The sequence below is a fragment of the bacterium genome, from assembly GCA_016708025.1.
Classification (GTDB): Bacteria; Zixibacteria; MSB-5A5; order GN15; family FEB-12; genus FEB-12.
The window spans coordinates 184,027-207,591 of record JADJGQ010000002.1 but is presented as its reverse complement, the minus strand read 5'-3'; the positions used below and the strand labels follow the sequence as shown (position 1 = coordinate 207,591).

18 protein-coding genes are annotated in these 23,565 nt (G+C 54.9%); 11 read left to right on the top strand and 7 right to left on the bottom strand.

Going from position 1 to position 23,565, the window contains the following annotated elements; translation table 11 throughout:
• Window positions 1-6: 6 nt before the first annotated feature.
• Together IPH75_07145 and IPH75_07140 are read left to right on the top strand one after the other, a co-directional pair.
• Window positions 7-678: a Crp/Fnr family transcriptional regulator gene (locus IPH75_07145; GenBank protein ID MBK7141838.1), complete on the top strand. Its 672-nt coding sequence runs from the start codon at window positions 7-9 to the stop codon at window positions 676-678.
• A gap of 24 nt (window positions 679-702) precedes the next feature.
• On the top strand, window positions 703-897 hold the full coding sequence (locus tag IPH75_07140; GenBank protein MBK7141837.1) for a CDGSH iron-sulfur domain-containing protein: 195 nt from the start codon (window positions 703-705) through the stop codon (window positions 895-897).
• A 6-nt stretch (window positions 898-903) separates the two neighbouring features.
• Here IPH75_07140 and IPH75_07135 read toward each other — a convergent pair whose 3' ends face one another.
• The 4 genes from IPH75_07135 to IPH75_07120 form a co-directional block, all read right to left on the bottom strand.
• Complete coding sequence (locus tag IPH75_07135; GenBank protein MBK7141836.1) at window positions 904-2,640, bottom strand: hypothetical protein; 1,737 nt, start codon at window positions 2,638-2,640, stop codon at window positions 904-906.
• A 158-nt stretch (window positions 2,641-2,798) separates the two neighbouring features.
• Window positions 2,799-3,527, bottom strand: coding sequence for a PIG-L family deacetylase (locus IPH75_07130; protein MBK7141835.1), 729 nt, complete (start codon window positions 3,525-3,527; stop codon window positions 2,799-2,801).
• 76 nt (window positions 3,528-3,603) lie between these two features.
• Window positions 3,604-4,878: a hypothetical protein gene (locus IPH75_07125; GenBank protein ID MBK7141834.1), complete on the bottom strand. Its 1,275-nt coding sequence runs from the start codon at window positions 4,876-4,878 to the stop codon at window positions 3,604-3,606.
• 12 nt (window positions 4,879-4,890) lie between these two features.
• Window positions 4,891-6,366, bottom strand: coding sequence for an outer membrane protein transport protein (locus IPH75_07120; protein MBK7141833.1), 1,476 nt, complete (start codon window positions 6,364-6,366; stop codon window positions 4,891-4,893).
• Window positions 6,367-7,005: 639 nt separating this feature from the next.
• On the opposite strand from IPH75_07120, the gene IPH75_07115 reads away from it, so the two are divergent.
• The 6 genes from IPH75_07115 (at window position 7,006) to IPH75_07090 (ending at window position 17,001) form a co-directional block, all read left to right on the top strand.
• Complete coding sequence (locus IPH75_07115; GenBank protein MBK7141832.1) at window positions 7,006-9,393, top strand: SLBB domain-containing protein; 2,388 nt, start codon at window positions 7,006-7,008, stop codon at window positions 9,391-9,393.
• 322 nt (window positions 9,394-9,715) lie between these two features.
• Window positions 9,716-10,792, top strand: a complete 1,077-nt coding sequence (locus IPH75_07110; GenBank protein MBK7141831.1) for an aminotransferase class I/II-fold pyridoxal phosphate-dependent enzyme — start codon at window positions 9,716-9,718, stop codon at window positions 10,790-10,792.
• 43 nt (window positions 10,793-10,835) lie between these two features.
• Window positions 10,836-12,440, top strand: coding sequence for a sugar transferase (locus IPH75_07105; GenBank protein MBK7141830.1), 1,605 nt, complete (start codon window positions 10,836-10,838; stop codon window positions 12,438-12,440).
• Window positions 12,437-13,897, top strand: coding sequence for a hypothetical protein (locus IPH75_07100; protein ID MBK7141829.1), 1,461 nt, complete (start codon window positions 12,437-12,439; stop codon window positions 13,895-13,897). The genes IPH75_07105 and IPH75_07100 overlap by 4 nt, the downstream gene beginning before the upstream one ends.
• 128 nt (window positions 13,898-14,025) lie before the next feature.
• Window positions 14,026-16,071, top strand: coding sequence for a thioredoxin domain-containing protein (locus IPH75_07095; GenBank protein MBK7141828.1), 2,046 nt, complete (start codon window positions 14,026-14,028; stop codon window positions 16,069-16,071).
• Window positions 16,072-16,293: 222 nt separating this feature from the next.
• Window positions 16,294-17,001 carry a hypothetical protein gene (locus tag IPH75_07090; GenBank protein ID MBK7141827.1) on the top strand — a complete coding sequence of 236 codons (708 nt, stop codon included), beginning with the start codon at window positions 16,294-16,296 and terminating at the stop codon, window positions 16,999-17,001.
• A 196-nt stretch (window positions 17,002-17,197) separates the two neighbouring features.
• On the opposite strand, the gene ispG is transcribed toward IPH75_07090, so the two are convergent.
• Entirely contained in the window at window positions 17,198-18,295 is a 1,098-nt protein-coding gene (gene ispG / locus IPH75_07085) for a flavodoxin-dependent (E)-4-hydroxy-3-methylbut-2-enyl-diphosphate synthase (GenBank protein MBK7141826.1), read from the bottom strand.
• 85 nt (window positions 18,296-18,380) lie between these two features.
• Between ispG and IPH75_07080 the strand changes: the two genes are divergently transcribed.
• Window positions 18,381-18,836, top strand: a complete 456-nt coding sequence (locus tag IPH75_07080) for a hypothetical protein (GenBank protein ID MBK7141825.1) — start codon at window positions 18,381-18,383, stop codon at window positions 18,834-18,836.
• Window positions 18,837-18,873: 37 nt separating this feature from the next.
• Window positions 18,874-19,596: a class I SAM-dependent methyltransferase gene (locus IPH75_07075; GenBank protein MBK7141824.1), complete on the top strand. Its 723-nt coding sequence runs from the start codon at window positions 18,874-18,876 to the stop codon at window positions 19,594-19,596.
• 7 nt (window positions 19,597-19,603) lie between these two features.
• On the opposite strand, the gene IPH75_07070 is transcribed toward IPH75_07075, so the two are convergent.
• Together IPH75_07070 and IPH75_07065 are read right to left on the bottom strand one after the other, a co-directional pair.
• A complete protein-coding gene (locus IPH75_07070) occupies window positions 19,604-21,268 on the bottom strand; it encodes a transporter (protein ID MBK7141823.1) in 1,665 nt (554 codons plus the stop codon).
• Window positions 21,269-21,271: 3 nt separating this feature from the next.
• Entirely contained in the window at window positions 21,272-21,928 is a 657-nt protein-coding gene (locus tag IPH75_07065) for a DedA family protein (protein ID MBK7141822.1), read from the bottom strand.
• 244 nt (window positions 21,929-22,172) lie between these two features.
• On the opposite strand from IPH75_07065, the gene IPH75_07060 reads away from it, so the two are divergent.
• Window positions 22,173-23,531, top strand: coding sequence for an MFS transporter (locus tag IPH75_07060; protein ID MBK7141821.1), 1,359 nt, complete (start codon window positions 22,173-22,175; stop codon window positions 23,529-23,531).
• Window positions 23,532-23,565 lie beyond the last annotated feature (34 nt).

The following is a 23,565-nucleotide window of genomic DNA, read 5'->3' as shown; positions in this document are numbered from 1 at the left end:
TCCGGCATGCGCCAATACCTCAGACAATCCCAGTTGTTCGCCCAGCTTGATGACCGTTCGCTTGAAGAGATCGGCGCGGCAGCCTCGCTCAAAAATAGCGCCAAAAACGAACTGATCTTCTATCAAGGGGATGTCGCGTACGCGTTTTTTATTGTCGCCACCGGCAAAGTGAAGGTCTTCAAAATGTCTCCCGAGGGTAAAGAGCAGATCCTGTTGATCGCCAATCCGGGTGATTCGTTTGCGGAGGCGGCGCTTTTTTCCGGCGGACGATTCCCGGCCTCGGCTCAGGCGCTCGAGGATTCCGTGCTGATCGTCATCAGCCGGGAACGGTTTGTCGCGCTGATAGAACATAATCCGGATATAGCGGTTAACCTGATCGCGAGGCTGGCCGGACTGCTGCGCAAAATGACCTCGCTGGTCGAAGAGCTCTCTTTGACCGATGTTACCACTCGATTGGCGCACTATCTGGCGGATCAGGTGGATGGTTCGCCGAACGGGCCGGTGACAATTCAGCTTGAAGAGAAAAAGGGGGTACTGGCGGCGCAGTTGGGGACGATCCCCGAAACTCTTTCCCGCTCCTTTGCCAGGCTGGTCCGGGAGAAGATGATCGTGATGGAAGGCGCGGAGATCAGGATACTCGACTTACAACGGATGCGCGAACTGGCCGGCATCGATTGACCAATCACAAGAGGCAACAGATCTATGGAACTCGGCAATATTAAGATCAGAATCAACCAGAACGGCTCGGCCAAGATCGAGTGTCTTCAGGCGGAGATAACGCTTCCCGATGGCTCGGTCGTCGTGAAAGAGGGTGCCTTCTCGCTCTGCCGCTGCGGCCTTTCAGCGAAAAAACCATTCTGCGACGGCACACACAAAACGAGCGACTTCCAGGGCTGATCGTCGCTAACCGATCAATTTCTCCAACGCGGCTTTGAACCGTGGGTGACGGTTCATCAGCGTCACGTACTCTCGTTCCGCGGTTCCCCCCTTGGCGCGAATAAGATCGATCGTCAATTGCTTGTCCGATCTGCTCCAGCGCGAAAGATCAGGTATCAGGTCAATTAGTGGAGCCAACCGGCTCAACGCGAGTTTCTCCCCATCGGACCATCGAGCAGTATGCTGAATGCCGAGCTTTCGGCCGACAGAAGCGACGGCTGACTCAATGCCCCGCGACCGGTCACCATCGTATAGTTTTCCATATGATTCAGTCACACGGTAGCCGAGCTTAATAATGGAAAGTTCGCGGTATTCCTTCATACCCGACGGATCGACCGTCTGAAATACATCGGTCATGGAAAGCTTACGCATAGTCGAGGTAGGAACACGGAATGCGGGATTGCGCAACATCCGCTGGGCCAACTCATCGGACAGCTTGCGAATCCGCTTGTCGACCGCGCGGAACCCCATTTTATAGTAGAACCAGAAAGCTCCGGAGAGGAGCGCTTCATCCTCGCCATACCCCATCTGTCGCGCGCGAACCACAAAGGTGCGTGAGCCGAAATGATGGCAGAAGATCCGGAAGAACTGCTCGAAGAAGTATGGCGACTCACCGCCACGGTAGGTCGGAAAGATATTGATAGCGATCTCGGCGCGATCGAACAGAAGTGCCGCGACCCCATAGCCAACGGGCATGCCATTTCGAAGCAATAGCGCGCCGAAATTGGATTCGAGCGGAAGGCGTGCTTCGGGAATTGAACCGTACAAAACGATGCCACATCCTCTTCCCGGCTGAACGACATAGACCTCGGACGGACTCCCAAACGTCAGCGGGAAAAGCTCTCGATTCCGGATCCCCAGTGCCTCATTGATGTCGGATAGCAGACGCTCTCCCTCACGTCGAGTGACATGGCGGAGCGGTGATGGAGATGCCGCGATCTCCTGCCGGAGATCCCGCGTGCGCGGTCTGAGCGGTTCGGTCTGGTAAAATCGGGGAGCAGTACCGACTCGATGCAGATTTCGGGCAGACGACATGCGCGTGAGATCCCAGTCGATCAGCAACCCAAGGCTCTCCCACTGGTCGCGGATCACTTTGAGGGGCAGGGATGATCCAGCAAAGAGGTTGACCAGCGTTTGCAGTTCGTTTTTGTCTCCGCCGGAGGATCTGAAAAATTGCTCGATATCAAATTCTTCGTCATTGTCAATTGGGTCATTCTCCTGCCAACTGACCAACAGGCCAATGAGATTGCTCAAACGACTCCAGATGTCTTCGGCACTGTGCTCCCAGTTGATGCGAATGGAGTTGGGATAATGAGCGAGCAGATAGCGCGTGATATCGTAGTTAAACTGGTAACAGGTGACCGAGCCTTCAATCCCGGTGTCATCGAGTTTGCCTGCCTTTTTGTCGCGAGTGGATCGCTTGTAATCGATGACCCGACGGCCAAACGACTTCAGTTCTTTCTCGGCAAGCTGGAATATCGCTGGATCATCAGGATATGCCCGAACGACACAGAGCAGGTCGTGGTAGCGGATCAGGTCAGCCGGACTGAGGATCTGTCGGCGGGCGAGTTGCCGGATGAGCCGCAGTCGTTCGGACGCGGCCGTTGCTCCGAAGACCGAGCGCAATCGCTCAAGCTGGTTGAGCAATGCATGGGTCGAGAGTACTGGTTTTGCGGTCTGTCGTGAAGTTGTCGTCTTGCGCATGCCGTCACAGTCCTTTGCCTGAAATGATAGAGATAATGTAGGAGATTGTGGGCCGATGCACAGTAGAATTTCGGGCCGGGAGGAAACGGCGAGGTCACGGGCATATCCCGTATAGCCTACCGCATAAAGATTCCGGGATCTTGAACGGCAGAGACCGGCTAGACCAATCCGGCCTGTTCATCGGCGAGCGTCATGATATCGCTGACCAGCACCGGCTCTACCGCATAAAACCCCTGGCCATATTTGCAGCGAGCCTGTAGACCAAATGATCTGGCCATGGCAGTCAGGTTTTCGATATAGTCGCGCGACTTTTCCGGATTAAGAAACTGCGATCGATGTGCGGAGAAGGCCGCGATCCACTGCTCGAAATGCGGCGTGATATTTACCACGAAATTGGGCGTCACTCCCGGCGGAAGGAAGTAGTGGAAGATCCTGGTCACGAGGTGTGGCTCGCCCGGGATGTCGACTTTCTTCAGTGCCGCCAGGTTGGCCGCATTAAGCGCGATAACCCCGCTGGCGACATGATCAGGGTGTGATTGACGCCGTCCATGTCCGACATGGGGGTATGGAGCTAGGATGATCTTGGGGCGGGTTTGCCGGATGATCCGGGCCAGTTCCAGCCGCTTATCGTAGCTGTCTTCCAGTCGGGTATCTCCCCAGTCGAAAGTCTGGACGATATCTGCTCCGAGAATAGCCGCAGCATCCTTGACTTCCTGCTTCCTGATCTCAACCGTGCCTCCGGTCCCCATCTCCCCCTGGGTCAGGATCACCAGGCCGCACTTGTAACCCCGCTTCTGCAGGTCGATCAGCACGCCACCGGTGCCGACCTCCACATCGTCCGGGTGTGCCCCGATCGATAACAGGTCGTATCTGGAATTCTCGGTCATGTTTTACCTCACGAATAGAAAACCCGGAGAATCATCTTCTCCGGGTCTTAACAATCAGGTCTCTGAAAAGGTTCAGCTACATATCAGCGCGGAAATGAGCGGCGTGATACTGTATCATCTGGCGAAGCAGGTGGAACAGGTATTCGTTGTCATGCGCCGGATTTCCGGGATAGCCTTCATAGCTGACGGTGTCGATCGCCAGATCCATATCTTCAGTCAGGAAACGCTCGAACGAAACGGTCTGCTCGTGGAACGAGTAGCGGGCTTCCGGAGTCGAGGCGATCCAGATACTGGTGTTGTCAAGCGCGGTGCCACCCTGCTTGACCAGGAGTGTATCCAGATTGTTGGCCAACCACCGGCGCCAGGTCGGCGCGTGGGTCTTGGAGATCGAGTCGAACGGCAGGTGGAAGCTGAATTCCAGAGCCGCAGTCTTCGGGAACGGTCCGCCCAGGCGCTGGCCGGTCAACAAATGCGTGATCAGCGTCGTGCTGTCGGCGAGTTGCTCACGTTCGATGATCTCGAGATTGCCGAAATGACGAGCGCCGGAAATAGTCAGGCCGGTATCATGCGGCGAGAAAGCGACCGAGCCGCCAATAAACATACGAGTGATCGGATTGGCCGAAGATGAATCGATCTGGCGAGCCGTATCCAGGCGGCTGTAACCGGTCGTCAGATTCAGACCATTCTCGTACAACGCATCGTTGAACAGGGTCATAAAGCCGCTGTTGCCGTTGGCGCCGTCGAAGTCAAGCGGACCATCAATGGCGGTGATCGACGTAAACGTTCCCGGATTCTGGATCGCCGCGCGGAACGCGCCATATGCACCTTGGCCAACGCCGCCGATAGCCTGATGATTGGCATCGGTGATCAGGCTGGGGTAGCGGAAGCGAAGCGTCTGGATCAGTTCGTCGCCAAGGACATAGTCATACAGACCGCCGGGGATGCTGTTACCGTAGAAATAGCCGCCGTAGAGACGATCGTTAGCCACGCAGGCGATGACCATCGGGTCCATTTCGCCATTGGCAATCATCTCGTTGCAGATCTTGTGGAGACCATGCTCAAAGTAGAACCACTGGTCCTCTTCGCCGGGGGCGAGCAGGATCAACAGCGAAGCCGGAGCATTGTCACGAACAACTGATTCAGGCGCCCAGACAGTCATGCGGATCTGGCCATCCGGATTGGCGCGCTGATAAGTCAGCCACGGGGCGAACGGCGGTGTTTCCTGGGGGAGCCAGGTCCAGCCGAACGTATCCGTGCGGGTGGGAATGTTGGAGCCCCGGTCCGAACAGCCGGCCAGGACCAGGATAATGAGCGCGGCCATGACCGCAAATATCGTAAGCAGACGTTGCATGATCATCCTCTCCTAGAACCGATAGTTGAACGACAGGATCGTTTCGTAGGTTGCGGCTTTGTACGATCCAGGGAACCCTTCAAACTGGTCATCCTGATCTTTGTCCAGCGACGTAATGGTCGCATCATCATACTTGATATAACTGGAAGCCAGGCCGAGGTCCCAGCGATCAACATGGAACTGGAGTCCAGCACTCACGCCGATCTTGTCGCCGGTATCATCAAACTGCGGAATATACGCGTTACCGTCGCGATTGGCGCCCTGATCGTAGGCGAGGCCGCCAAACAGGGAAAGGTAGGGAAGCGCCAGGTACGACGCGCCGAGTGCCGCTTTGATCGTATTGCGGAACTCAACTTTGCTCTCCTGATTCTCGGAGAAGAACGCAATTTCAGTTGCCGGATCATCAGTGATCGGCGGGAAGTCCCGAACATCAGTATAGGTGAACTCAAAACCGTCGAAACGAGACCAGACCGTGTATTCGGCATCAAACGCCACAGTCAGCTTTTCAGTTACTGTGCGGGCGAGGCCGACACCGATGGACGGCGGCAGTTTGAGTTTGGTCTCAAATGAGGCCGGCAGATCGATGTTTTCGCCATTGGCAAACAGATAGCCGAGCTCGCCCGGTCCGATCGGAGATCCCGGTACCAGCAGGGCGTTGATCTTCGGCATCAGGAACTGGAGGGCAACATCTCCCTTGATCGTGATGTCTTTCAAGGGGAGATCCAGGGTGACCGCCACGTTGGTCTTTTCATTCAGCTTGTAGAGCATACCGGCATTGATGCCGAATCCCCAGCCGTTACCGTCGTGGGTAGTCAGTTCGGGGATCTTGCGGTACGGCTCATCCACCCACGGGTCTTCGGTCATGGGGGTAGTGCGGAAATAGATGTTGTTGAACTTCAAGTCGGCGCGCTGGAGCTGCAAGCCAATTCCAACCGAGAGTTTCTCGGGGATGAACTCGCGAGCGGCGGTCAACTGGAAATTAACTACATCCAGATTGTTGCTGTACTGTTCGGTAGACAAGTACGAGTCGACCGAGTCATTGTACGCGCGAATCGGGCTGAAGAGCTGCCAGCTAATGTTGTAGTCGAAGCGCTGATAGGCGGAGAAGCCGAAAACGGTCTCGCCCCAGACCGGCAGGCGGAGGACGATTCCGGCCGACGGATTGGAGAGCACTTCATGCTGGTTGTACATGGTGACGTCGTTGAATACCCCCAGTTCATACTGGCCATCGATCCGGTAGTTCGGCGTCAATTCGTTGCGCAGGTGAAGGAAGGCAGCGTTGCCACCTACCTGGTTGTCCTCGAGAAAGGCATATCCGGCCGGGTTGTACATAGCGGCACTCCAATCGTCCGCAACAGCGCGGAACGCCCCACCCATTGCGCGGGCTTTAACGCCGACGCCGGTATTTTCGAAACCAGCGGCCAGAATCGACGAGCCAAGCAGGGCGAGGGCCAGGACTGAAGTAACAGCAATTCGACGAATCCCCATCCTAGTCTCCATGAGCTATACAAATACCATTGATTCTCAGTGAATTAAACAGGACACACATTCGTGTGCGGCGGGACGCATTCCGTGGCAATCTATTCATTAACTCTAACGTAGCTCACCAACATGCACACCCAACTCGTGTGCGCCTATCATTCTAAAAAAACAGAGTGGCAAGGTACAGTGGGGGGGTGGAATTGTCAAGGGGCATCGGACCGATTTTGGTCCGGCATGGAGCGAATAACCCACTATACGTTCGCTACTTATCTCCTCTTTTGAGAGACGCACAGGGGGCTGGTTCGTGAAAAGAATCTCTGGGCAGACCACTCTCTAAACTTAAGAAATCTCAACTCACTTGAACCGGTTACGGTTACTCCGGCCAAACGGCAGGAGAAGAGCCAGCTGACCTTCGCCGATTTTCCACCGCCCAGAGAGAATATTCGGAAGAGTTTTCCACCATCTCAGGTAAAAGCTGCCCGAACTGGTCGCATTGGTCGTCTGCCCACACGAGCGAACGCCCTCTCTATAACGCTACCCAACATACGGTTACGGGAGTGCGACGAGTCCCGGCATCGACCTTGCTATAGCCTCAGGCGAGAGTGCGACAGGATGTCGCGAGAAAGTTGCTAGAGGAAGGTGACAATGAAGAAACTGCTTCTACTCATTATCCTGGTGATCATACTGGTTTCCCTGAACTGGTTCACCAAGGCTCATGCCCAGGATCTGGGCCAGATGAGCGAAGATGACAAGGCCGCGTTGCTCCAGAAGTACCAATCAATGGCGCGCAGTCAGACTTCGACTACTACGTACGAAACCCCCGACATGTATGACAGCACTTCGGTGATTCGGCTTCCTGAAAGCCAGCCGCCAAAGACTGCAACCAAGCCGAAAAGCAAAGCACAGCCGCTGGATGCGACTGGAAGGCCATTGCCGACGGTGAAGGCCGACAATCAGAATTCGCCGGCAGATGATCTGCCGTCGTTTGAAGAATTGCGGCCATTCGGTCTCGAACTATTTGCCGGCCCTCGCGAGAGTGCGCCTCCGGATGATATCGCTTCCGCGGGTGATTACATTCTGGGTCCCGGAGACAACGTTGTTATCAGCTTGTGGGGACGAGTCGAAGGGGAATACAATTTGACTGTCGATCGGGAAGGGAAAGTTTTCATCCCGAAGGTGGGCGAATTGTCGGTTTGGGGGAAAAAGCTGGATGACTTTCGCGACTACGCGCACAATCGTTTCAGTCAGGTCTATTCAGAGTTTCAATTGAATGTCTCGCTGGGAAAGATCCGGTCGATCCGCATTTATCTGACCGGCGAAGTGAATCATCCCGGCGCGTACACTGTATCCTCGCTCACCTCGCTCTTTAACGCACTGTATCTCGCGGGCGGTCCGAATGAAAACGGGTCGATGCGCGATATCCGATTGATGCGCGGCGGGAAGCAGGTTGTATCGATGGACCTCTACAAATTTCTTTTGGAGGGAGATAATCGCTCCGATCTTCGTTTGGAATCAGGCGATGCAATTTTCGTTCCGGTGGCCGGCCCGCGTGTCGGTATTCGCGGTGAGATCCGCCGTCCGGCGATTTATGAACTGACCCACAATGAGACCTCGCTCGAGCTGGTCAAGCTGGCAGGGAATGCTCTGCCCCAGGCCCATCTCGATCGAGTGCTTTTGGAACGGATAACCCCCAAAGGGGCATGGGAGGTTCGAGATCTGAATCTCAACGCCACGGCCGGACCCAAACTTACCGATATCGCCCTGACTGATGGCGACCGGATGACCGTTTACTCTATCTTTGATTTCAAGAAAAACGTGGTCTCGGTGGCCGGTCAGGTGAAACATCCGGGAGTATACGAGCGTGGCGAAGCTACCCGTGTTCTTGACCTGGTGTTGCGCGGTGAACTTCAGGATTACGATGTTTATTTCGATCGCGCCGACCTGTTCCGTCGCTTTGCTGACTATCGGGTCGAGGTGATCCCGATCAGTCTGACCGCTATCCTGGCGGGAGATTCCACTCAAAATATCATGCTGACCGATCGCGACTCTCTCTATGTCTATCGGATACAGGATGTCGAACGTGAGCGGACGGTGTTCATCGGCGGTGAAGTTGACCGCCCCGGCATCTATCCACTCTATGACCAGATGACGGTGGGAGACCTGATCTTTCTCGCCGGTTCCTATACGCGTGCGGCATCCCGACTTCAGGGAGAGATCGCGCGGATCGATTCATTGGGCGAAGTCAGTCTTGAGTATGTCAACCTGACGGATTCCGTCAGTCTGGCCTCGGTGCTGGATGAGGATGACCGGGTGTACGTACGGACCATTCCGGAATGGCGCCTTCACCGCACGATCAGGATCGATGGTGAGGTGATGTTCCCGGGCGAGTACGTGATGTCGTCGCGGGACGAAACACTCTCGAACCTGCTCAGACGAGTCGGCGGATTCACCAGCAATGCGTTCCCCAAAGGAGCGATCTTTGAACGTCGTTCGATCAATCGGAAGCTGGATCAGATGCAGGTGGCCAAAGTGCTGGAGAACAGCGCGCCTATCATTGAGGATTCGCTGGGACGTCTGCATACCGAACTGATCGTCAATTATGATTCCACTCAGGTGAACCGGATCATTATCGATCTGGATAAAGTACTGGCCTCGGACGGAGAACTAGGCGATCTGGTACTCCAGCCCGGAGATCAGATCCATATCCCGCCGCGGCCGTCAGGGATCACGGTGGTGGGAGCGGTCGGCGCGACTGGAACGATCAAATACGCTGGTGGGCACGATGTGCGACACTACGTGCGCCAGGCGGGAAATTTCACTCCGCGAGCCGACAAAAAAGGGACTCGCCTGATCAAAGCCAATGGTGCCGTCTACTCCGGCGGCGATGTTTTGGGGAAACGAGTTGAAGAGGGGGATGTGATCGTGGTGCCGGCAAAGATTGAAAAGGAATCGAACTGGCTGAGAACCGCGACCACCGCACTCGCTGCAACCTCGAGCGTACTCACGACCGTGCTCGTGATAGACAAGTTATAAGGAAGATGTTTTTCTCTTAGCAGTATTCTTTCTCTACACTCTCACCTTCCTACCGCCATCGGAGCGACCGACAAGTCGCTCCGATGGTTTTTTGTGCCGGGTTGTCGTGGCGAAGAAACTTCCGCGTGTGACAGAAAAAAGTTCTCAATTGTTTGCGTGTGAGGAGCGCACGCACGAGTTGGCCTCACTGTTTCACTCCTGTTTCACTTTGAAATACAAGGGGTTAACGATCCTTACCGGATTTGTCGCACTTTCGGCATGGCACTTGAGATACATCAAGGAGAGAAAACCCAACATGGATGTTGAAAGAAGGATCTGACAGATGCGTACAATCCCGACGGTCACAGAGAGCCAGGTCACAGAGTTGACCCGTACGCTCGGCCATCGTTTGATGGTGACCCCAGAATCGATCTACCCCTTCATGGATTTCGACGAATTCCTTCCTGAATTAGTCTCACTGGTAACTCGAGGCACAAGCCGCATGGTCGGCGGAGGGCACCTCTCCCCGGATATTCTGATCGCGGCCGACCGGGCCAATCAATCGATCCACGAGACGCTGTGTGTCTCCCCGTTCTCGATCGACTGCGATACGATCGCCGGCGCGATAACCTCGCCACGCGATGTCGTCTACATAGCCAATCCCAATCGAATCACCGGAGCCAATGTTGGCCTGAATGATCTGCGCCAACTGATCGAACGGATCCCGGAAGGGATACTGATCGTCGACGAGTACTATTTCGACTATTACGGCATCACCGCGCTGCCGTTGTTGCAGAATTATGCCAATGTCGTGGTATTGCGGTCGTTCACGGCGTCATTTGGCGTTGGTTCATCCGACTCCGGATTCCTGATCGGCTCTCCGACCATCGTCGAACACCTGGCAGAGCGGATGCATGTCAGCAGCGTGAGCGCTACCAAATACAAATTACTGTCGACCGCGATGAGCAATGACGAAGTGCTGGTCAACCGCTTGCGCGGCTTGCATGACGAAATGCTCCGTATCTCGACTGTCCTGACCCGGATGGGGATCCAGAATCGCATCAGCGCGGCGGATTTCCTTTTGATCCGAGTCGCCGATGTGGTCGCCACCGGCAATTATCTGGCGAAGATGCGTATTCCGTTCGACAATCTGGATGGCTACCCGCAACTCAAAGGATATCTCCGTTACCAGGTTCAGTCCGAGTTCAACAATGAGCAGTTGATCAACGCGTTCTCCCGCATGCCGCTGGACAATTATCGCGTGGCCGGTGTGGATGTCCGGTTGACGACGCTCAAGCGTCCAAGCGAAACAGTGGTAGAAGACCCGATGCCGGTGCGCCGTTCGGTACGCGAGACGGTTTCTGAACAGCCGCGTTCCGTGCGCACGCGAGGAAACAGACAGAAGCAGGTCACCAAATAACCGGCAGTTGCCGTAACCGATAGACTCAAGGCGGAGATCGCTGATGACTAATCGTGTCAACGCACTGTCGCGGATAGAGCAGACGAATCATTCCAGCCGGACGGCTACGCTTTCGCCGCCCGGCGAAGTCGACAATTTTTCCAACCCTCTCGGCGAACCATTGCGCCAGACGGTCAGAGTTGAGCAATCTAATGAGCGCTCAACACAGACCCCCCTGATATCAATGGCCGACCAACCGAAACGGCGAGCCAAGAACGATTTTCGTCAGCTCTGGTTGCTGCTGTGCGGCGAAACCGGAGCGATCGTTGTCTCCCTGGTATCGCTGGCCGCTGCTGTTAATCTGGTATCGGTGTCGGGAGGGTGGCTACTCGAAGCGATGGTCTCGCTGATCGGGATACGGTTTGTGATCGCATTCCGTAAGCAGTATCGCTCAGTACTGAAAACTCGATTGCTGCGGACTCATGTCAAAGCGATGATCGTCGAAGAGGTCGGTATCTCGCTGATCTTTATAGCCGCCTGTTTTGCCATGGAATGGCCGATCGGGCGAGTTGCCGCTGGTCTTTTTGTCACAATTAACCTGGCCGGTCAGGCCGGGCTGTTCCTGACCACTCAGGTTGTCTCTCGTTGGATCACGAGACTTAGAAAAACTGAAAAGCCCTTACGGTACGAGCGTCACGCGGTGATCGCCGGTACCGGACCCAGGGCATTCAAGGTGGCCGATGCCATCATGCATGCGCCGGAACTCGGCACGCATCTGCTGGGTTTTCTCGACTATCACAAAACCGGATTCTGGCGTTACCATGATGCCCCCCTTATCGGCCATCCTGACTGCCTTGAGCGAGTCATAATCGATGGACAGGTGGATGCGCTGTTTCTCGCGCTGGAGCCCGATGATATCCCTCGGTCGGCCGAATTGTTTCAGGTTGCTGAACGGACGGGTGTCGAGATCTACCTGATGCCTGACATCTATCAACCGACCCTGGCTCGCCCGGGTCTGGCCCATTTGAACGGCTTCTCAACACTGGTTTACCGGACGACCTCGGAACGGAAGATCTCCCTGTTGGGCAAAGCGCTGGTCGACCGGATCGGAGCGATGATCGGGATCATTCTCGCCTCTCCCATCATGCTGGCAGTGGCAATTGCGATCAAGCTGGATTCTGCCGGTCCGATCCTGTTCAAGCAGGAACGTTCTGGATTAAACGGCCGGAGATTCCCGCTCTACAAATTCCGGACCATGTGTACCGATGCAGAAAAACGAAAGGCCGATCTGGCCGCGCAGAATGAGATGAGCGGACCGGTCTTTAAGATCAAAGCCGATCCCCGCATCACCCACTTCGGGAAATTCCTGCGCAAATATTCGATCGACGAACTCCCCCAATTATTCAATATCCTTGCCGGCGATATGTCGCTGGTCGGGCCACGCCCGCCACTTCCGGCAGAGGTCTCCAAATTTCAGGGCTGGCAACGACGCAAACTCTCGGTCAAACCGGGGCTGACCTGTCTCTGGCAGGTGAATGGCCGGAATGCGATCGACTTTGAGGACTGGATGCGACTCGACCTTGAATATATCGATAACTGGTCGCTGATGTTGGACGCCAAGATACTCCTGAAGACCGTCCCGACAGTGTTGAAAGGGTCCGGCCATTGAATGCTCTGTTCAAAGGCGGAATTGCCGGACTGGTGTTGCTTGCCGCATCGGCGATCGCCGCGCCGGGTTTAATTCCCGCAGGACAACAGTCAACTTCGTTATTGTACGACCGGATGGCACGCGATCGGGCACTGACGCTCAATCGATTTGACTATCAGCTTGGACCTTATCCGATCGACAAATTCAACCTGACAGGTACACCTTACTCTTCATGGAATGAACTGGCTGATTATCGCCTGAGTTTGTTTTCTTCACTCGGCGAGAATTTCAGTGCTGCGCGGCAATCGCGCCCGCTTGCTTACGAAGCAATCCGCGGAGGGCTGGCGTTCCGACCCACGAAACATCTCTTTGTTTATGGAAATTTCCTCCTCGATGAAGAACTGGCCAATGACCCCGGATATCTCGGCAAAAAATGGCGCGGTCTGGCGGGCGATGTGGAACATGCGTTTGCTCATTGGCAAACCGAGAGATTCGACCTGACAGCCGGCCGGTTTGCTTCATTCTGGGGGACACAGAATTCACTCGTGCTTGGACCAAACAGCCCGCTTGATGGATTCGGTTATAGCTACCGCTGGGGAAGACTAACCCTCTCATATCGTTTGGCGAGGCTCGACCCGTTGAAGCGATGGGTCAATGACAGCAGCCAGGTGATCGAAAACAGATATTTCGCGGGGCATCGCCTGGATATTCATCTCTCCAAACGGCTCCGTGTCGGCCTCTTTGAAACAGTGGTCTTCGGTGGCGAGGGACGTCAGATCGAGCTATACTATCTCAACCCGCTGATCTTTTTCCATGGCTCGCAGGTGAATGAGGGAAGTAACGACAATACGTTTGTCGGATTCGACTTTTCGATCAAGCCATTTACCGGATACCATTTCTATGGGCAACTCATGATCGACGATATGCAGGTCGAGAGCAAGTCGCAGTCGGATCAGGAGCCGAATGAGATCGGTTTCTTGATCGGCGGTTACCTGGCAGATCTGGCACCATCGCTGGACCTCAAGATGGAATATAGCCGGGTTACCAACTGGACATTTAATCAGGATCTCCCCCGCAATCGATACCTTTTCAAGAACAACCTGATCAGCGCGGCGATGGGAAATGATTACGATCTGACCGATGTAAGCTTACTTCGATGGTTTGGAGAACTGACTGTCGCCTCTCTGAACTTCTCCTATATGCGCCAGGGAGAAGGCTCAGTCGCAGCCGAATGGTCAGAGCCCTGGCTGAATCAGGATGGCAGTTATGATGAGCCATTCCCGACCGGCATTGTTGAGAAGTCGATGAGTCTTTCAGTCGGGCTCAAGGGGTATCTTCGCTCAGTCGCGGCCTATGATATAGAGGCCGGATTCAATCGGATCACGAATTTCGGGCATATCGAGTCCGATGACCGAACGATCCCGTTTCTCAAGCTTTCATTGTCGGCCACGTTTTCGACCATTCTCGACGCTCGCTGAAATATCGCTGCCACAAATCCCCGAAACCTTCCCCCCGGCTCATTGTTGTAGCTCCGTATGGAGTTGACCCTGCCTACCTAACCGGTTATGCTGGGTGAGAATCAACCTTCGACCCGAAAGAGAAGAGCATGACCGCCGGATCTCCACATACCAATCATTTGATCAACGAAAGCTCACCCTATTTGCTGAGCCATGCGCACAATCCGGTCAACTGGTATCCGTGGGGGGATGAAGCGATCGAGCGGGCAAAGTCCGAAGATAAGCCGATTTTTCTGTCTATTGGGTATGCGGCCTGCCACTGGTGTCATGTGATGGAGCGAGAGTCATTTGAGAATGAAGCGATCGCCAATCTTCTCAACGAAAAGTTCATCTGTATCAAAGTTGACCGCGAGCAACGCCCGGATATTGACCACATCTATATGACCTTTACGCAGGCGATGACCGGCCATGGTGGCTGGCCGATGTCGGTTTTTCTGACATCGAGCCTGAGGCCGTTTTTTGCGGGGACCTATTTTCCGCCGGACAATCAAGGGGGGCGGCCCGGATTTCTGCATATCATCACCGAATTGGCGAGTGCATATGCGGAAAGCAAGGCGCAGGTAGTTGAGTCGGCCGATGCGATCTACGATGAGATCTACCGGCATGTCAATATGACCGGCGACCGGACGCGGCTGGATGAAGGGATGCTGACGGCGGCGGTGGGCTATTTGATGCAGAATTTCGATCATGCGCATGGCGGAATCGGGGCGGCACCGAAATTCCCGCATCCGCTGGAGATGTCGCTATTCCTTCGTTTCAGCAGGCGGTCGGGGGATCTGACGTTTATGCTGGCGGCCGAAAAGGCGCTGGCGTCAATGGCCCGCGGCGGCATATACGATCAGATCGGTGGCGGCTTCGCCCGCTACTCAACCGACGCATTCTGGCTGGTGCCGCACTTTGAGAAGATGCTGTATGATAATGCGCTGCTCGTACCGACCTACGTCGAAGCGTACCAGGTCTCCGAAAATGAGCTTTATCGCGATACGGTACGCGGTACACTCGACTTTATCCTGAGGGAATTAACGGATCCATCCGGCGGTTTTTATTCCGCGCTGGATGCCGACTCCGAGGGAGTCGAAGGGAAATATTATGTCTGGTCGATAGCCGAGCTAAAAGAGATTCTCGGTGAAGATGCCGACACGGTGATCCAATACTACAATGCGACGACGATTGGGAATTTCGAGGGGGAGAATATCCTGCATGTTACGTTGCAGTCGGATCGGATGGAGGTCTCTGTCGGCGAAGAGAAGTTAAGAGAGATTCTGGCGCGTGCCAAAGAGAGATTGTTCGAGGCCCGCAGTAGACGTGTCCGTCCCTTGACCGATGACAAGATCCTGACCTCGTGGAATGGGCTGGCTGTCACCGCACTCTGCAGAGGGTATCAGGTGACCGGTGAGCGGCGCTATCTCGAGGCGGCGATCCGCAATGCCGAATTTGTACAGCGCGAGCTGTTCCGCGACGGTGCCTTAACGCATGCGTATCGTCAAGCAGTTCATTCAAGCGGTGAATTTCTCGAGGACTACGCATACTATATCCGCGGATTGATCGACCTGTATGAGTCCGACAACAGCGGCGACAACAACCGATGGCTCCAGTTTGCCCTGATCCTGGCAGAGAAGGCAGGACAGTTTATGGATGCAGACGGAGCATTCTATCTCCGACCGGATAACCAGCCAGATCTGATCTTCAGACCCAAAGAAGAGACGGATGGTTCCATGCCGGCGCCCGGGTCGGTGATGCTGTTGAACCTGCTCAAACTGCACCGTCTGACCGAACGGAAAGAGATGCAGGAGATGGCGGAGCGTGGCTTGCGCTTTCTTTCCGGTCTATTGGCGCGGTATCCAAGCGGCATGACCTCCGCGCTGTTTGCGGTTGATTTCCAGCTTTCGCGCAAGATCGAGATAGTGATCGTGGGCGAGGGAGAAGTGCGCGATGGAATGCTGGCGGAGGCATACAAGCGGTTTATGCCCAATCGAGTGATCGCGTTCGCTTCGCATGCGCAGGCAGAGGGCCCGTTGTTTGAAGGCAGGAAATCCTCCGATGGCGCCACGCGCGGCTATGTCTGTATTGATTCAGTCTGTTCGCTCCCAGCGTTAACAGTCGAGGATTTTGTGAAGAGATTGGGCGAGATATAGCGTATTCCGCATGAGTGGCCCGTGTGTCCGCGGGTATAGAAGCAGGCATGTTGCTTGTCTGTAGCGGCGATCTCCTTGTTGTGTCACTGTTTAAGATGGCAGCGCATTTTCTTTGCGCGGAACAACTCCCCACGTACAGCGTTCAAGAATGTGGATAAACGAGGAATAGTTTTCACGTTGAACGAAGTCGTACCGTATATAACGGCACAAAGGAGATAGAGAATGACATTTGGTAAATTGGCTCGTGTATCACCGGTGATGTTACTTCTGGCTGGAGTAGTTTTGTCGACTGCTTCAATGACGAACGCGCAGGAGCAGCGGTTATCAATGTTGACTGATCCGCGGATGGTTGTGATCCCGACCCGCACCGTAGATGAGATAAATAACGATATGGAGAATGCGAGAGCGGGGAAGCAACTGGCTGATTATCGCCGTGTTCAGGCGGAGACCCGCCTGGCGCAGGTAGACGGCACGATCGAGGGGCGTAAAGTCACTCTCGGCGATGTTGACCGTCGCAAAAACGAAGCCAAGAAGGCAAAAAGAGAGACCGAGGTGATGGCACTTGAGATCGAAAAAAAGGCCAACGAACAGGCGATCAATCTGCTTAACAAGTTGAAGGATCTTCGTAAGACCGAGGTGGACGAAGCCAAGGCGGATGCCGAGTGGGCGGAGATAGATTTCACGGCTCTGCAACTTGAAACCGAACTGGTCCGCAAGCGGACAGAGTTCGACTCGCTCAACGCGGCCGGAGCCGGCGATCTGACCCTTACCACCTCGCAACAGGTGCTCCGCGAACTCGAAGTTAGATTGCTGAAACTACAACAGCAAAGAGCTGAATCGACACAGAAACTGGCCTCGAAGCAAAAAGATATCATCTCGCGCCGGATGAAATTGCATGAAGCGCAGTTGAAACTAGGGATGCCGAGATAACCAGGCGTGCGTGAGGGCAGACACGGATGTTTGCTCCTCACCTTTTGATATACAAGGACCGGCGAGGCGACAAGCCCCGCCGGCTTTTTTGGTGACAACGGAGTTTCGAGGACTGGCGTGAGCTGAAAGAGAATCGGCAGACGAGTTCGTCTGCCGGTCACAGTGTTCAAGAATGCGGTGATCTAAAACGAATCGCTTATCGCGGAATTTTTTCGCCGGTCATGGCTTCGATCTCATCGAGCAGATTTCGCTCGAGATCGGCTTCATCCATCCGCGCGACGATCTCCCCTTTTTTGATCAGGATCCCCTTCCCTGCGCCGCCGGCAATGCCGACATCGGCCGCGGCAGCTTCACCGGGGCCATTCACCGCACACCCCATCACCGCAACTTTGAGCGGCGTTTTGATATGGCGGGTCTTGGCAGAGATTGACTCAGCCAGCGGGATCATGTCGATCTGGCAACGTCCGCAGGTCGGACAGGCGATCACTTCGACTCCTTCGTTGACCAGCGCGCAGCTCTGCAATATCTGTTTGGCGACACGCGGTTCATGGATCGGGTCAGCCGCCAGGGAAACGCGAATCGTATCGCCTATGCCGGTTAGAAGAATCGCTCCGATGCCGACGGATGATTTGATCGTGCCGGTCTCCAGAATTCCCGCCTCGGTAATGCCGATATGCAGCGGGTAATCACATCGCTGGGCCAGGAGATGGTACGACCAAAAGGCGATATTCACATTGGTCGACTTGACCGAAAGAACGATATCCTGAAAATTCATATCCTCGAGAATGGCAGCTTCGCGCAGGGCCGCCTCAACAAAAGCGCGGGGATCATCGTGGCCGTACTGGTCGAGCAAGTCTTTCGGGAGTGAACCGGAGTTGACGCCGATTCGGATCGGCACTCCTTTATCTTTGGCCGCCTGGGTAACTTCGCGGACTTTCCACTCAGCGCCAATATTCCCCGGATTGATGCGGATCTTGTCGAAACCGGCCTCTATCGCTTTGAGCGCCAGCTTATACTGGAAATGGATATCGGCGACGATAGGCTTGTTGGGGACGCGGTCCTTGATCGCTTTCAGGCAGTCACCTGCCTGGTGGTTGAGGACGGAAATGCGTACAATATCGCAGCCGGCATCAAAGAGTTGAGTGATCTGGCCGACTGTCGCGTCCACATCGCGGGTGTCCGTGGTGGTCATAGACTGGATGGCAATCGGAAAACCGCCCCCAATCAGGACATCACCAATCTTGACAGCGCGGCTTTTGCGACGCTTTATTGGGTAAGTGAGTTGTAAGTCCATATCCGTACGAAAGTTGAAATGTTGCTACTATCGACCCATAATGTAGATGTTGTACGTCGGATGGCAACCGAAAGTTGAAAGAACTATGATCTGGCTCAAACGGCTACTTCCGATCGTGGTCATCCTTCTCGGTTGGTTTACCTGGAAGGGAATAACGAGCGCGCAGCAGGAAAAGGCAACAGCGATCGATAATCAGTATGCACTGGTCACCGCGCAGGTCTGGCTTGCCTCGGCGACATATCGCGAGGAGAAAGCGAAGTTCCTCAGCTATCGTGATTCCCTTATGCAAGCCAATAACATAACATCGGATGATCTGTTCCATTACCTGACGGTGTTTGAACAGGATCTGGGGCGCGAACTGCTTTTTTCCCAGTTGGTTAGCAGGAAGATAGATTCTCTGCTTAAGGCGACGCCCAGCGTCTCTGCGCCGCCGTCCGGCACGGACTCAGTCACGGTGAAGCCGACAGTTCAGCCAGCGGAGGTGGACTCCGCCGTATCGTCCAGGAAGATCCCGTTACCCATTGCGGACAGCTCAAAATGATAAACCTGAGTCCGGACAGAAACGTATCATGAGTGCGATGGATTTCGAGAATGTATATCAGGATGCGCAGCGCGCCGAAGCATACGCGCGACTGGAGTTTCCCGGCACCTATTATCTGGCATACCGGGATCTCCCGACACTTTTTGCCACGCATGTGAGCGGGAAACGGGCACTTGATTTTGGATGTGGGACCGGTCGCTCCACCCGTTTTCTTAAGGGGCTCGGCTTTGAGACGATCGGCGTTGATATTTCGGCCGACATGCTCAAGCTTGCGCAAACAAAGGATCGCTCCGGCAAATATCTGTTGGTGAATGATTCTCCTCTTGAGCTCCTTGCCGGATACCATTTCGATCTGATCCTGGCCGCGTTTACATTCGACAATGTCCCGACACTAGAGAAGAAATTCAATCTCTTTACTCAGCTAGCCTCGATTTTGGCCGACGATGGCCGAATCATAAATCTGGTTTCCGCACCGGAGATTTACACCCATGAGTGGGCATCCTTCACCACCAAGGAATTTCCGGAGAACAGGTTTGCCAAGCTGGGAGATCGGGTGAAGATCGTCATGACCGATGTCGAGGACCGTCGACCGGTCGAAGATGTTCTCTGGACGGATGAAGGGTACCGTGATATCTACGAGCAGGCCTCACTTGAAGTGATCGACCTGCACCAGCCGCTGGCGCACGAGACCGAACCATTCAAGTGGGTGAATGAAACGCGCCTCTCCCCCTGGTCGATCTATGTGCTGGGAAAAGTCTAACGCCGTTTCAACTGAGCATGATCAGCAGTGAAACAATGATCTGGGCCAACACGATCTTGGCGATCATTGAGGCCGGATAGACAGTCGCATACCAGATATTCGGAAGTTCATTCTGGGATTGTTGATTTGCATACGCGAGACAGGCCGGCTGCGTCTGCATCCCGGACATCATCCCCATCACGGCCGCCATCGGAAGTTTCAGATAGCGATACCCCAGATAAATTGTCAGTATGGTCACAGTCGTCGTTATCAGGCCGCCAGCGAGGATCAGGCTCCAGCCTCCCTCGTGGAAAGTGGTGCCAAATCCCTGTCCGGCGCGGGTACCAATTGCCGCGAGGAAAAAGACGAGGCCGATCTGGCGAAGCACCAGGTTGGCGTTAAACGGCATTCCCCAGATGATCGGGCCGGTCCGCTCGAGACGTCCGAGAATCAAACCGACCACCAGTGGTCCACCCGCAAAGCCGAGCTTGAAAGTCATGCCGTTCGGTAGAGGGAACGGGATCATCCCGACAAACACACCGATCACAATACCAAGCGAGAGGGAAAGGTAATCTGCTTCGGAGATCGACTTGATCGAATCGCCGAAAAACTCGGCCACCTTGTCGGCATCCTCGCGACGCGAGACTACCAGAATACGGTCGCCGCGTTCGAGAATAGTCGATTGGGTCGGTACAAATTCTACATCGCCGCGACGTAAGCGGGTGATCGCTCCCTGGAATGGTTCCAGCGCGCGGACCTCATCGATCGTTTTGCCGATCACCGCCTTATTCGAAACAAAAACGCGCCGGTAGCTCATGTCATCGCGCTGTTCCGGAATATGCTCGCTGGCTTCTTCGCCAAAGAGGAGCCGGGCTATTTCCTGACCACGCTCTGAGCCGACCGCTACAATCAGGTCATTGGATTGAATGATGGTGGTCGGTTGAACCACCTGAATATCGTTACCACGCTTGATACGGCTCAACACAAAACCGGTATGGCCAAATGACGCGAGGACTTTCTCGATAGAGCGTCCAATGATCGCCGGATTGGTGATGCGATAAGTGACACTGAAGATCCGTTCTTCGCCGGCTTCCTGCAGCCGCTGGGCCTCTTCGTGCGCCAGATCAACTTTGAACAGCTTGGTGAAGATATAAAAGTAGAGAATGACGCCGAACACACCGAACGGATACGCGAGGCCGTACGTGACCACCGGCACCGCGGCGAACAGCTCGGCAGAACCGGCCGGCAGTTGCTCGGCCATCGACTTGATGACTTCAATGGTAGCCGCAAGGGCGGGTGTATTGGTCAAAGCACCGCAGAAAAGACCGGCGGTCTGGGGGGCAGAGAAATCCATCAGCCACCAGAGGAGAACGGAGACGAGCCCTCCAATGCCAAGCAGAGTAACTGCCAGCAGACTAAAGCGAAGGCCGTGTGAGCGGAAGGACGCAAAAAATCCTGGGCCGGCTTGCAGACCGATCGCATAGACGAAAAGCACCAGACCGATGATGTAGATATATTCCGGGAGTTGCAGGCGCGGGTCAATAGCGCCGAAGGCCATGCCGACAAAAAGGACCGCGGCTACGCCGAGATTAAAGCCAAAGATCTTGATCGAGCCGATCAAGTATCCCAAGCCGATCACCATGAATAACAACAACAGGTGATTGCCAGCCAGCAGATTGGTCAGGCTATCCATCGATCAGCTCTCTTTCTCCGCAGTCTTCTTTCCGAACCGATGCCGCACAAACTCGAATGCGATTGGAATCACGGAGATCGCCACAATCGCTAGCGCGACCAGACTGAAATGCTCTTTGACGAACGGATGTTGTCCAAAAATGTAGCCGATCCAGACAAAGGACGAAACCCAGAGGCCCGCGCCGATGACTATATATAAGGCGAATTTGCGTACCGGCATTTTGCCGACCCCGGCCATGAACGGGGCGAAGGTCCTGACTATCGGGACGAAGCGTGCGACGACCATTGTTTTGGCGCCGTACTTATCATAAAACTGCTGAGTTTTGTCGACATACTTCCGTTTGAGGATTTTACTGTTGCTCTTGAGAATCCGGTCACCCAGTTTGCGGCCGATCGTGTAATTGAGCGAGTCTCCACAGATCGAGGCAAGTGCCAAAAGCGGATAAATGATCTCGATCCGCATCGCCCCGGCTCCCGCCAGTGCGCCAGCGGCAAACAGAAGAGAATCTCCCGGAAGGAACGGCGTGATCACCAGTCCGGTCTCGCAGAAAATGACAGCGAACAGAATGGCGTAGGTCCAGGTCCCATAGGTCTGGATGATCTCAAGCAGATGCTGGTCGAGATGCAGGAAAACGTCGATGACCGACTGCAAAAACTCCATTCACCATCCTTCGTTCCGGTTAGCAGAGAAGGCAGGAGTATTCCCGCCTTCGCGCAGGAAACCTAGTCTAGTTTAGCGGGCATGGCAAGGGAAAACGGACTTTTCGAGGCTCGGAACTGGCAGCCGCTTGTCCGTTCAAACTGATTGTCCTGAAACCGGATAACAGAGCTCCGCCAGCCGGTTTTCTGCGTGCGGATTGAACCACTGCTTGTCGTTTCGCTATCAAAACAGCTTATTTGCAGGTATGCCGGAACGACTCCCTGAAGTATCCCCATCTTTCGCGCGGCGCGCGATCGACTTTTTCGCGCTCAAGCAAGGGATGGTAGCGCTTCTCTCCATGGTGATTCTGGTCGGCATGGGAGAGAAAATGGCGGAGCGGTTTCTGCCGATCTATATCCTGGCGCTGGGTGGCGGTGCAATTGCGATCGGTCTGCTCAATGGCCTCGACAATCTTCTCTCCGCACTCTACTCCTTCCCTGGCGGCTATCTCTCGGATCGTTTCGGCACTAAACGCGCGCTGCTGATTTTCAACCTGATGGCGATGGCCGGCTTTCTGGTGGTCATTCTGGTTCCATCGGTTTACGCGGTGATCGGCGGCTCGATCCTTTTTCTCTCCTGGACAGCCATCTCGCTCCCTGCCACTATGGGGCTGGTCGCCAAACTGCTTCCGAAATCAAAACGGACAATGGGCGTTTCGGTCCACTCGCTGGTTCGACGGATCCCCATGGCACTCGGCCCGGTGGTCGGCGGTCTCTTTATCGCCGGATGGGGAGAATCAACCGGCGTGCGACTCGCCTTCTGCGCTGCGCTGCTGATGGCGATCATCGCCGCAGTGATCCAGCAGATCCTGATTCAGGATGACGCATCTGGCGCCGACAAAGGCAACGGGAATGCGGAGAAAAATCCGCTCAAGATGTTCCGATTGATGTCGCCGCAGTTGAAGCACCTACTCGTCGCCGATATCCTGATCCGTTTTGCCGAACAGATCCCATACGCTTTTGTCGTAGTCTGGGCGATGAAAGAAGTGATTCACCCGGTCAGCGCGCTCGAGTTTGGGCTGTTGACCACTATCGAGATGGTGGTTGCGGTCCTCTGCTATATTCCGGTCGCCTACTGGGCGGACAAAACGAGCAAGAAGCCGTTTGTGGTGATGACGTTTATCAATTTCACGTTGTTCCCGCTGGTGCTTTTGTTCTCGCAATCTTTCTGGATGCTGGTTGTCGCGTTTGTCGTGCGTGGACTGAAGGAGTTTGGGGAGCCGACCCGCAAAGCGATGATCATGGATCTTGCGCCGGAGGGTCGCGAGGCCGCGATGTTCGGGCTGTACTATCTTATCCGCGACTCGATCGTCTCGATCGCAGCCTTCGGCGGAGCGTTTTTGTGGCTGATCTCCCCGTCGACGAATTTCATGGTCGCTTTCATCTGCGGGGCAATAGGGACGATTTGGTTTGCCTGGAAGGGGCAGGAGGGGGGTGAGGCAAGTACCGCCGACCTCGCGAGCACCGCCCAAGTCTTAAGGCCAGCTCTCAATGGGCAAAGAATCTCCGCCCTTCGAGCTTTTATGCCAGGGGATCCGCGACAACGACACCGCCCGGAGCCCTAGAAAATGAACGACCGGAGTTTATGGAGCGCATCAC

Excerpts from the sequence above, each read along its gene's own strand:
- IPH75_07105 (MBK7141830.1), top strand. The coding sequence starts at position 10,836 with ATGACTAATCGTGTCAACGCACTGTCGCGGATAGAGCAGACGAATCAT.
- IPH75_07115 (MBK7141832.1), top strand. The coding sequence starts at position 7,006 with ATGAAGAAACTGCTTCTACTCATTATCCTGGTGATCATACTGGTTTCC.
- IPH75_07110 (MBK7141831.1), top strand. The coding sequence starts at position 9,716 with ATGCGTACAATCCCGACGGTCACAGAGAGCCAGGTCACAGAGTTGACC.
- IPH75_07120 (MBK7141833.1), bottom strand. The coding sequence starts at position 6,366 with ATGGGGATTCGTCGAATTGCTGTTACTTCAGTCCTGGCCCTCGCCCTG.
- IPH75_07060 (MBK7141821.1), top strand. The coding sequence starts at position 22,173 with ATGCCGGAACGACTCCCTGAAGTATCCCCATCTTTCGCGCGGCGCGCG.
- IPH75_07075 (MBK7141824.1), top strand. The coding sequence starts at position 18,874 with ATGGATTTCGAGAATGTATATCAGGATGCGCAGCGCGCCGAAGCATAC.
- IPH75_07095 (MBK7141828.1), top strand. The coding sequence starts at position 14,026 with ATGACCGCCGGATCTCCACATACCAATCATTTGATCAACGAAAGCTCA.
- IPH75_07145 (MBK7141838.1), top strand. The coding sequence starts at position 7 with ATGCGCCAATACCTCAGACAATCCCAGTTGTTCGCCCAGCTTGATGAC.
- IPH75_07080 (MBK7141825.1), top strand. The coding sequence starts at position 18,381 with ATGATCTGGCTCAAACGGCTACTTCCGATCGTGGTCATCCTTCTCGGT.
- IPH75_07125 (MBK7141834.1), bottom strand. The coding sequence starts at position 4,878 with ATGCAACGTCTGCTTACGATATTTGCGGTCATGGCCGCGCTCATTATC.
- IPH75_07140 (MBK7141837.1), top strand. The coding sequence starts at position 703 with ATGGAACTCGGCAATATTAAGATCAGAATCAACCAGAACGGCTCGGCC.
- IPH75_07065 (MBK7141822.1), bottom strand. The coding sequence starts at position 21,928 with ATGGAGTTTTTGCAGTCGGTCATCGACGTTTTCCTGCATCTCGACCAG.
- ispG (MBK7141826.1), bottom strand. The coding sequence starts at position 18,295 with ATGGACTTACAACTCACTTACCCAATAAAGCGTCGCAAAAGCCGCGCT.
- IPH75_07130 (MBK7141835.1), bottom strand. The coding sequence starts at position 3,527 with ATGACCGAGAATTCCAGATACGACCTGTTATCGATCGGGGCACACCCG.
- IPH75_07135 (MBK7141836.1), bottom strand. The coding sequence starts at position 2,640 with ATGCGCAAGACGACAACTTCACGACAGACCGCAAAACCAGTACTCTCG.
- IPH75_07090 (MBK7141827.1), top strand. The coding sequence starts at position 16,294 with ATGACATTTGGTAAATTGGCTCGTGTATCACCGGTGATGTTACTTCTG.
- IPH75_07070 (MBK7141823.1), bottom strand. The coding sequence starts at position 21,268 with ATGGATAGCCTGACCAATCTGCTGGCTGGCAATCACCTGTTGTTGTTA.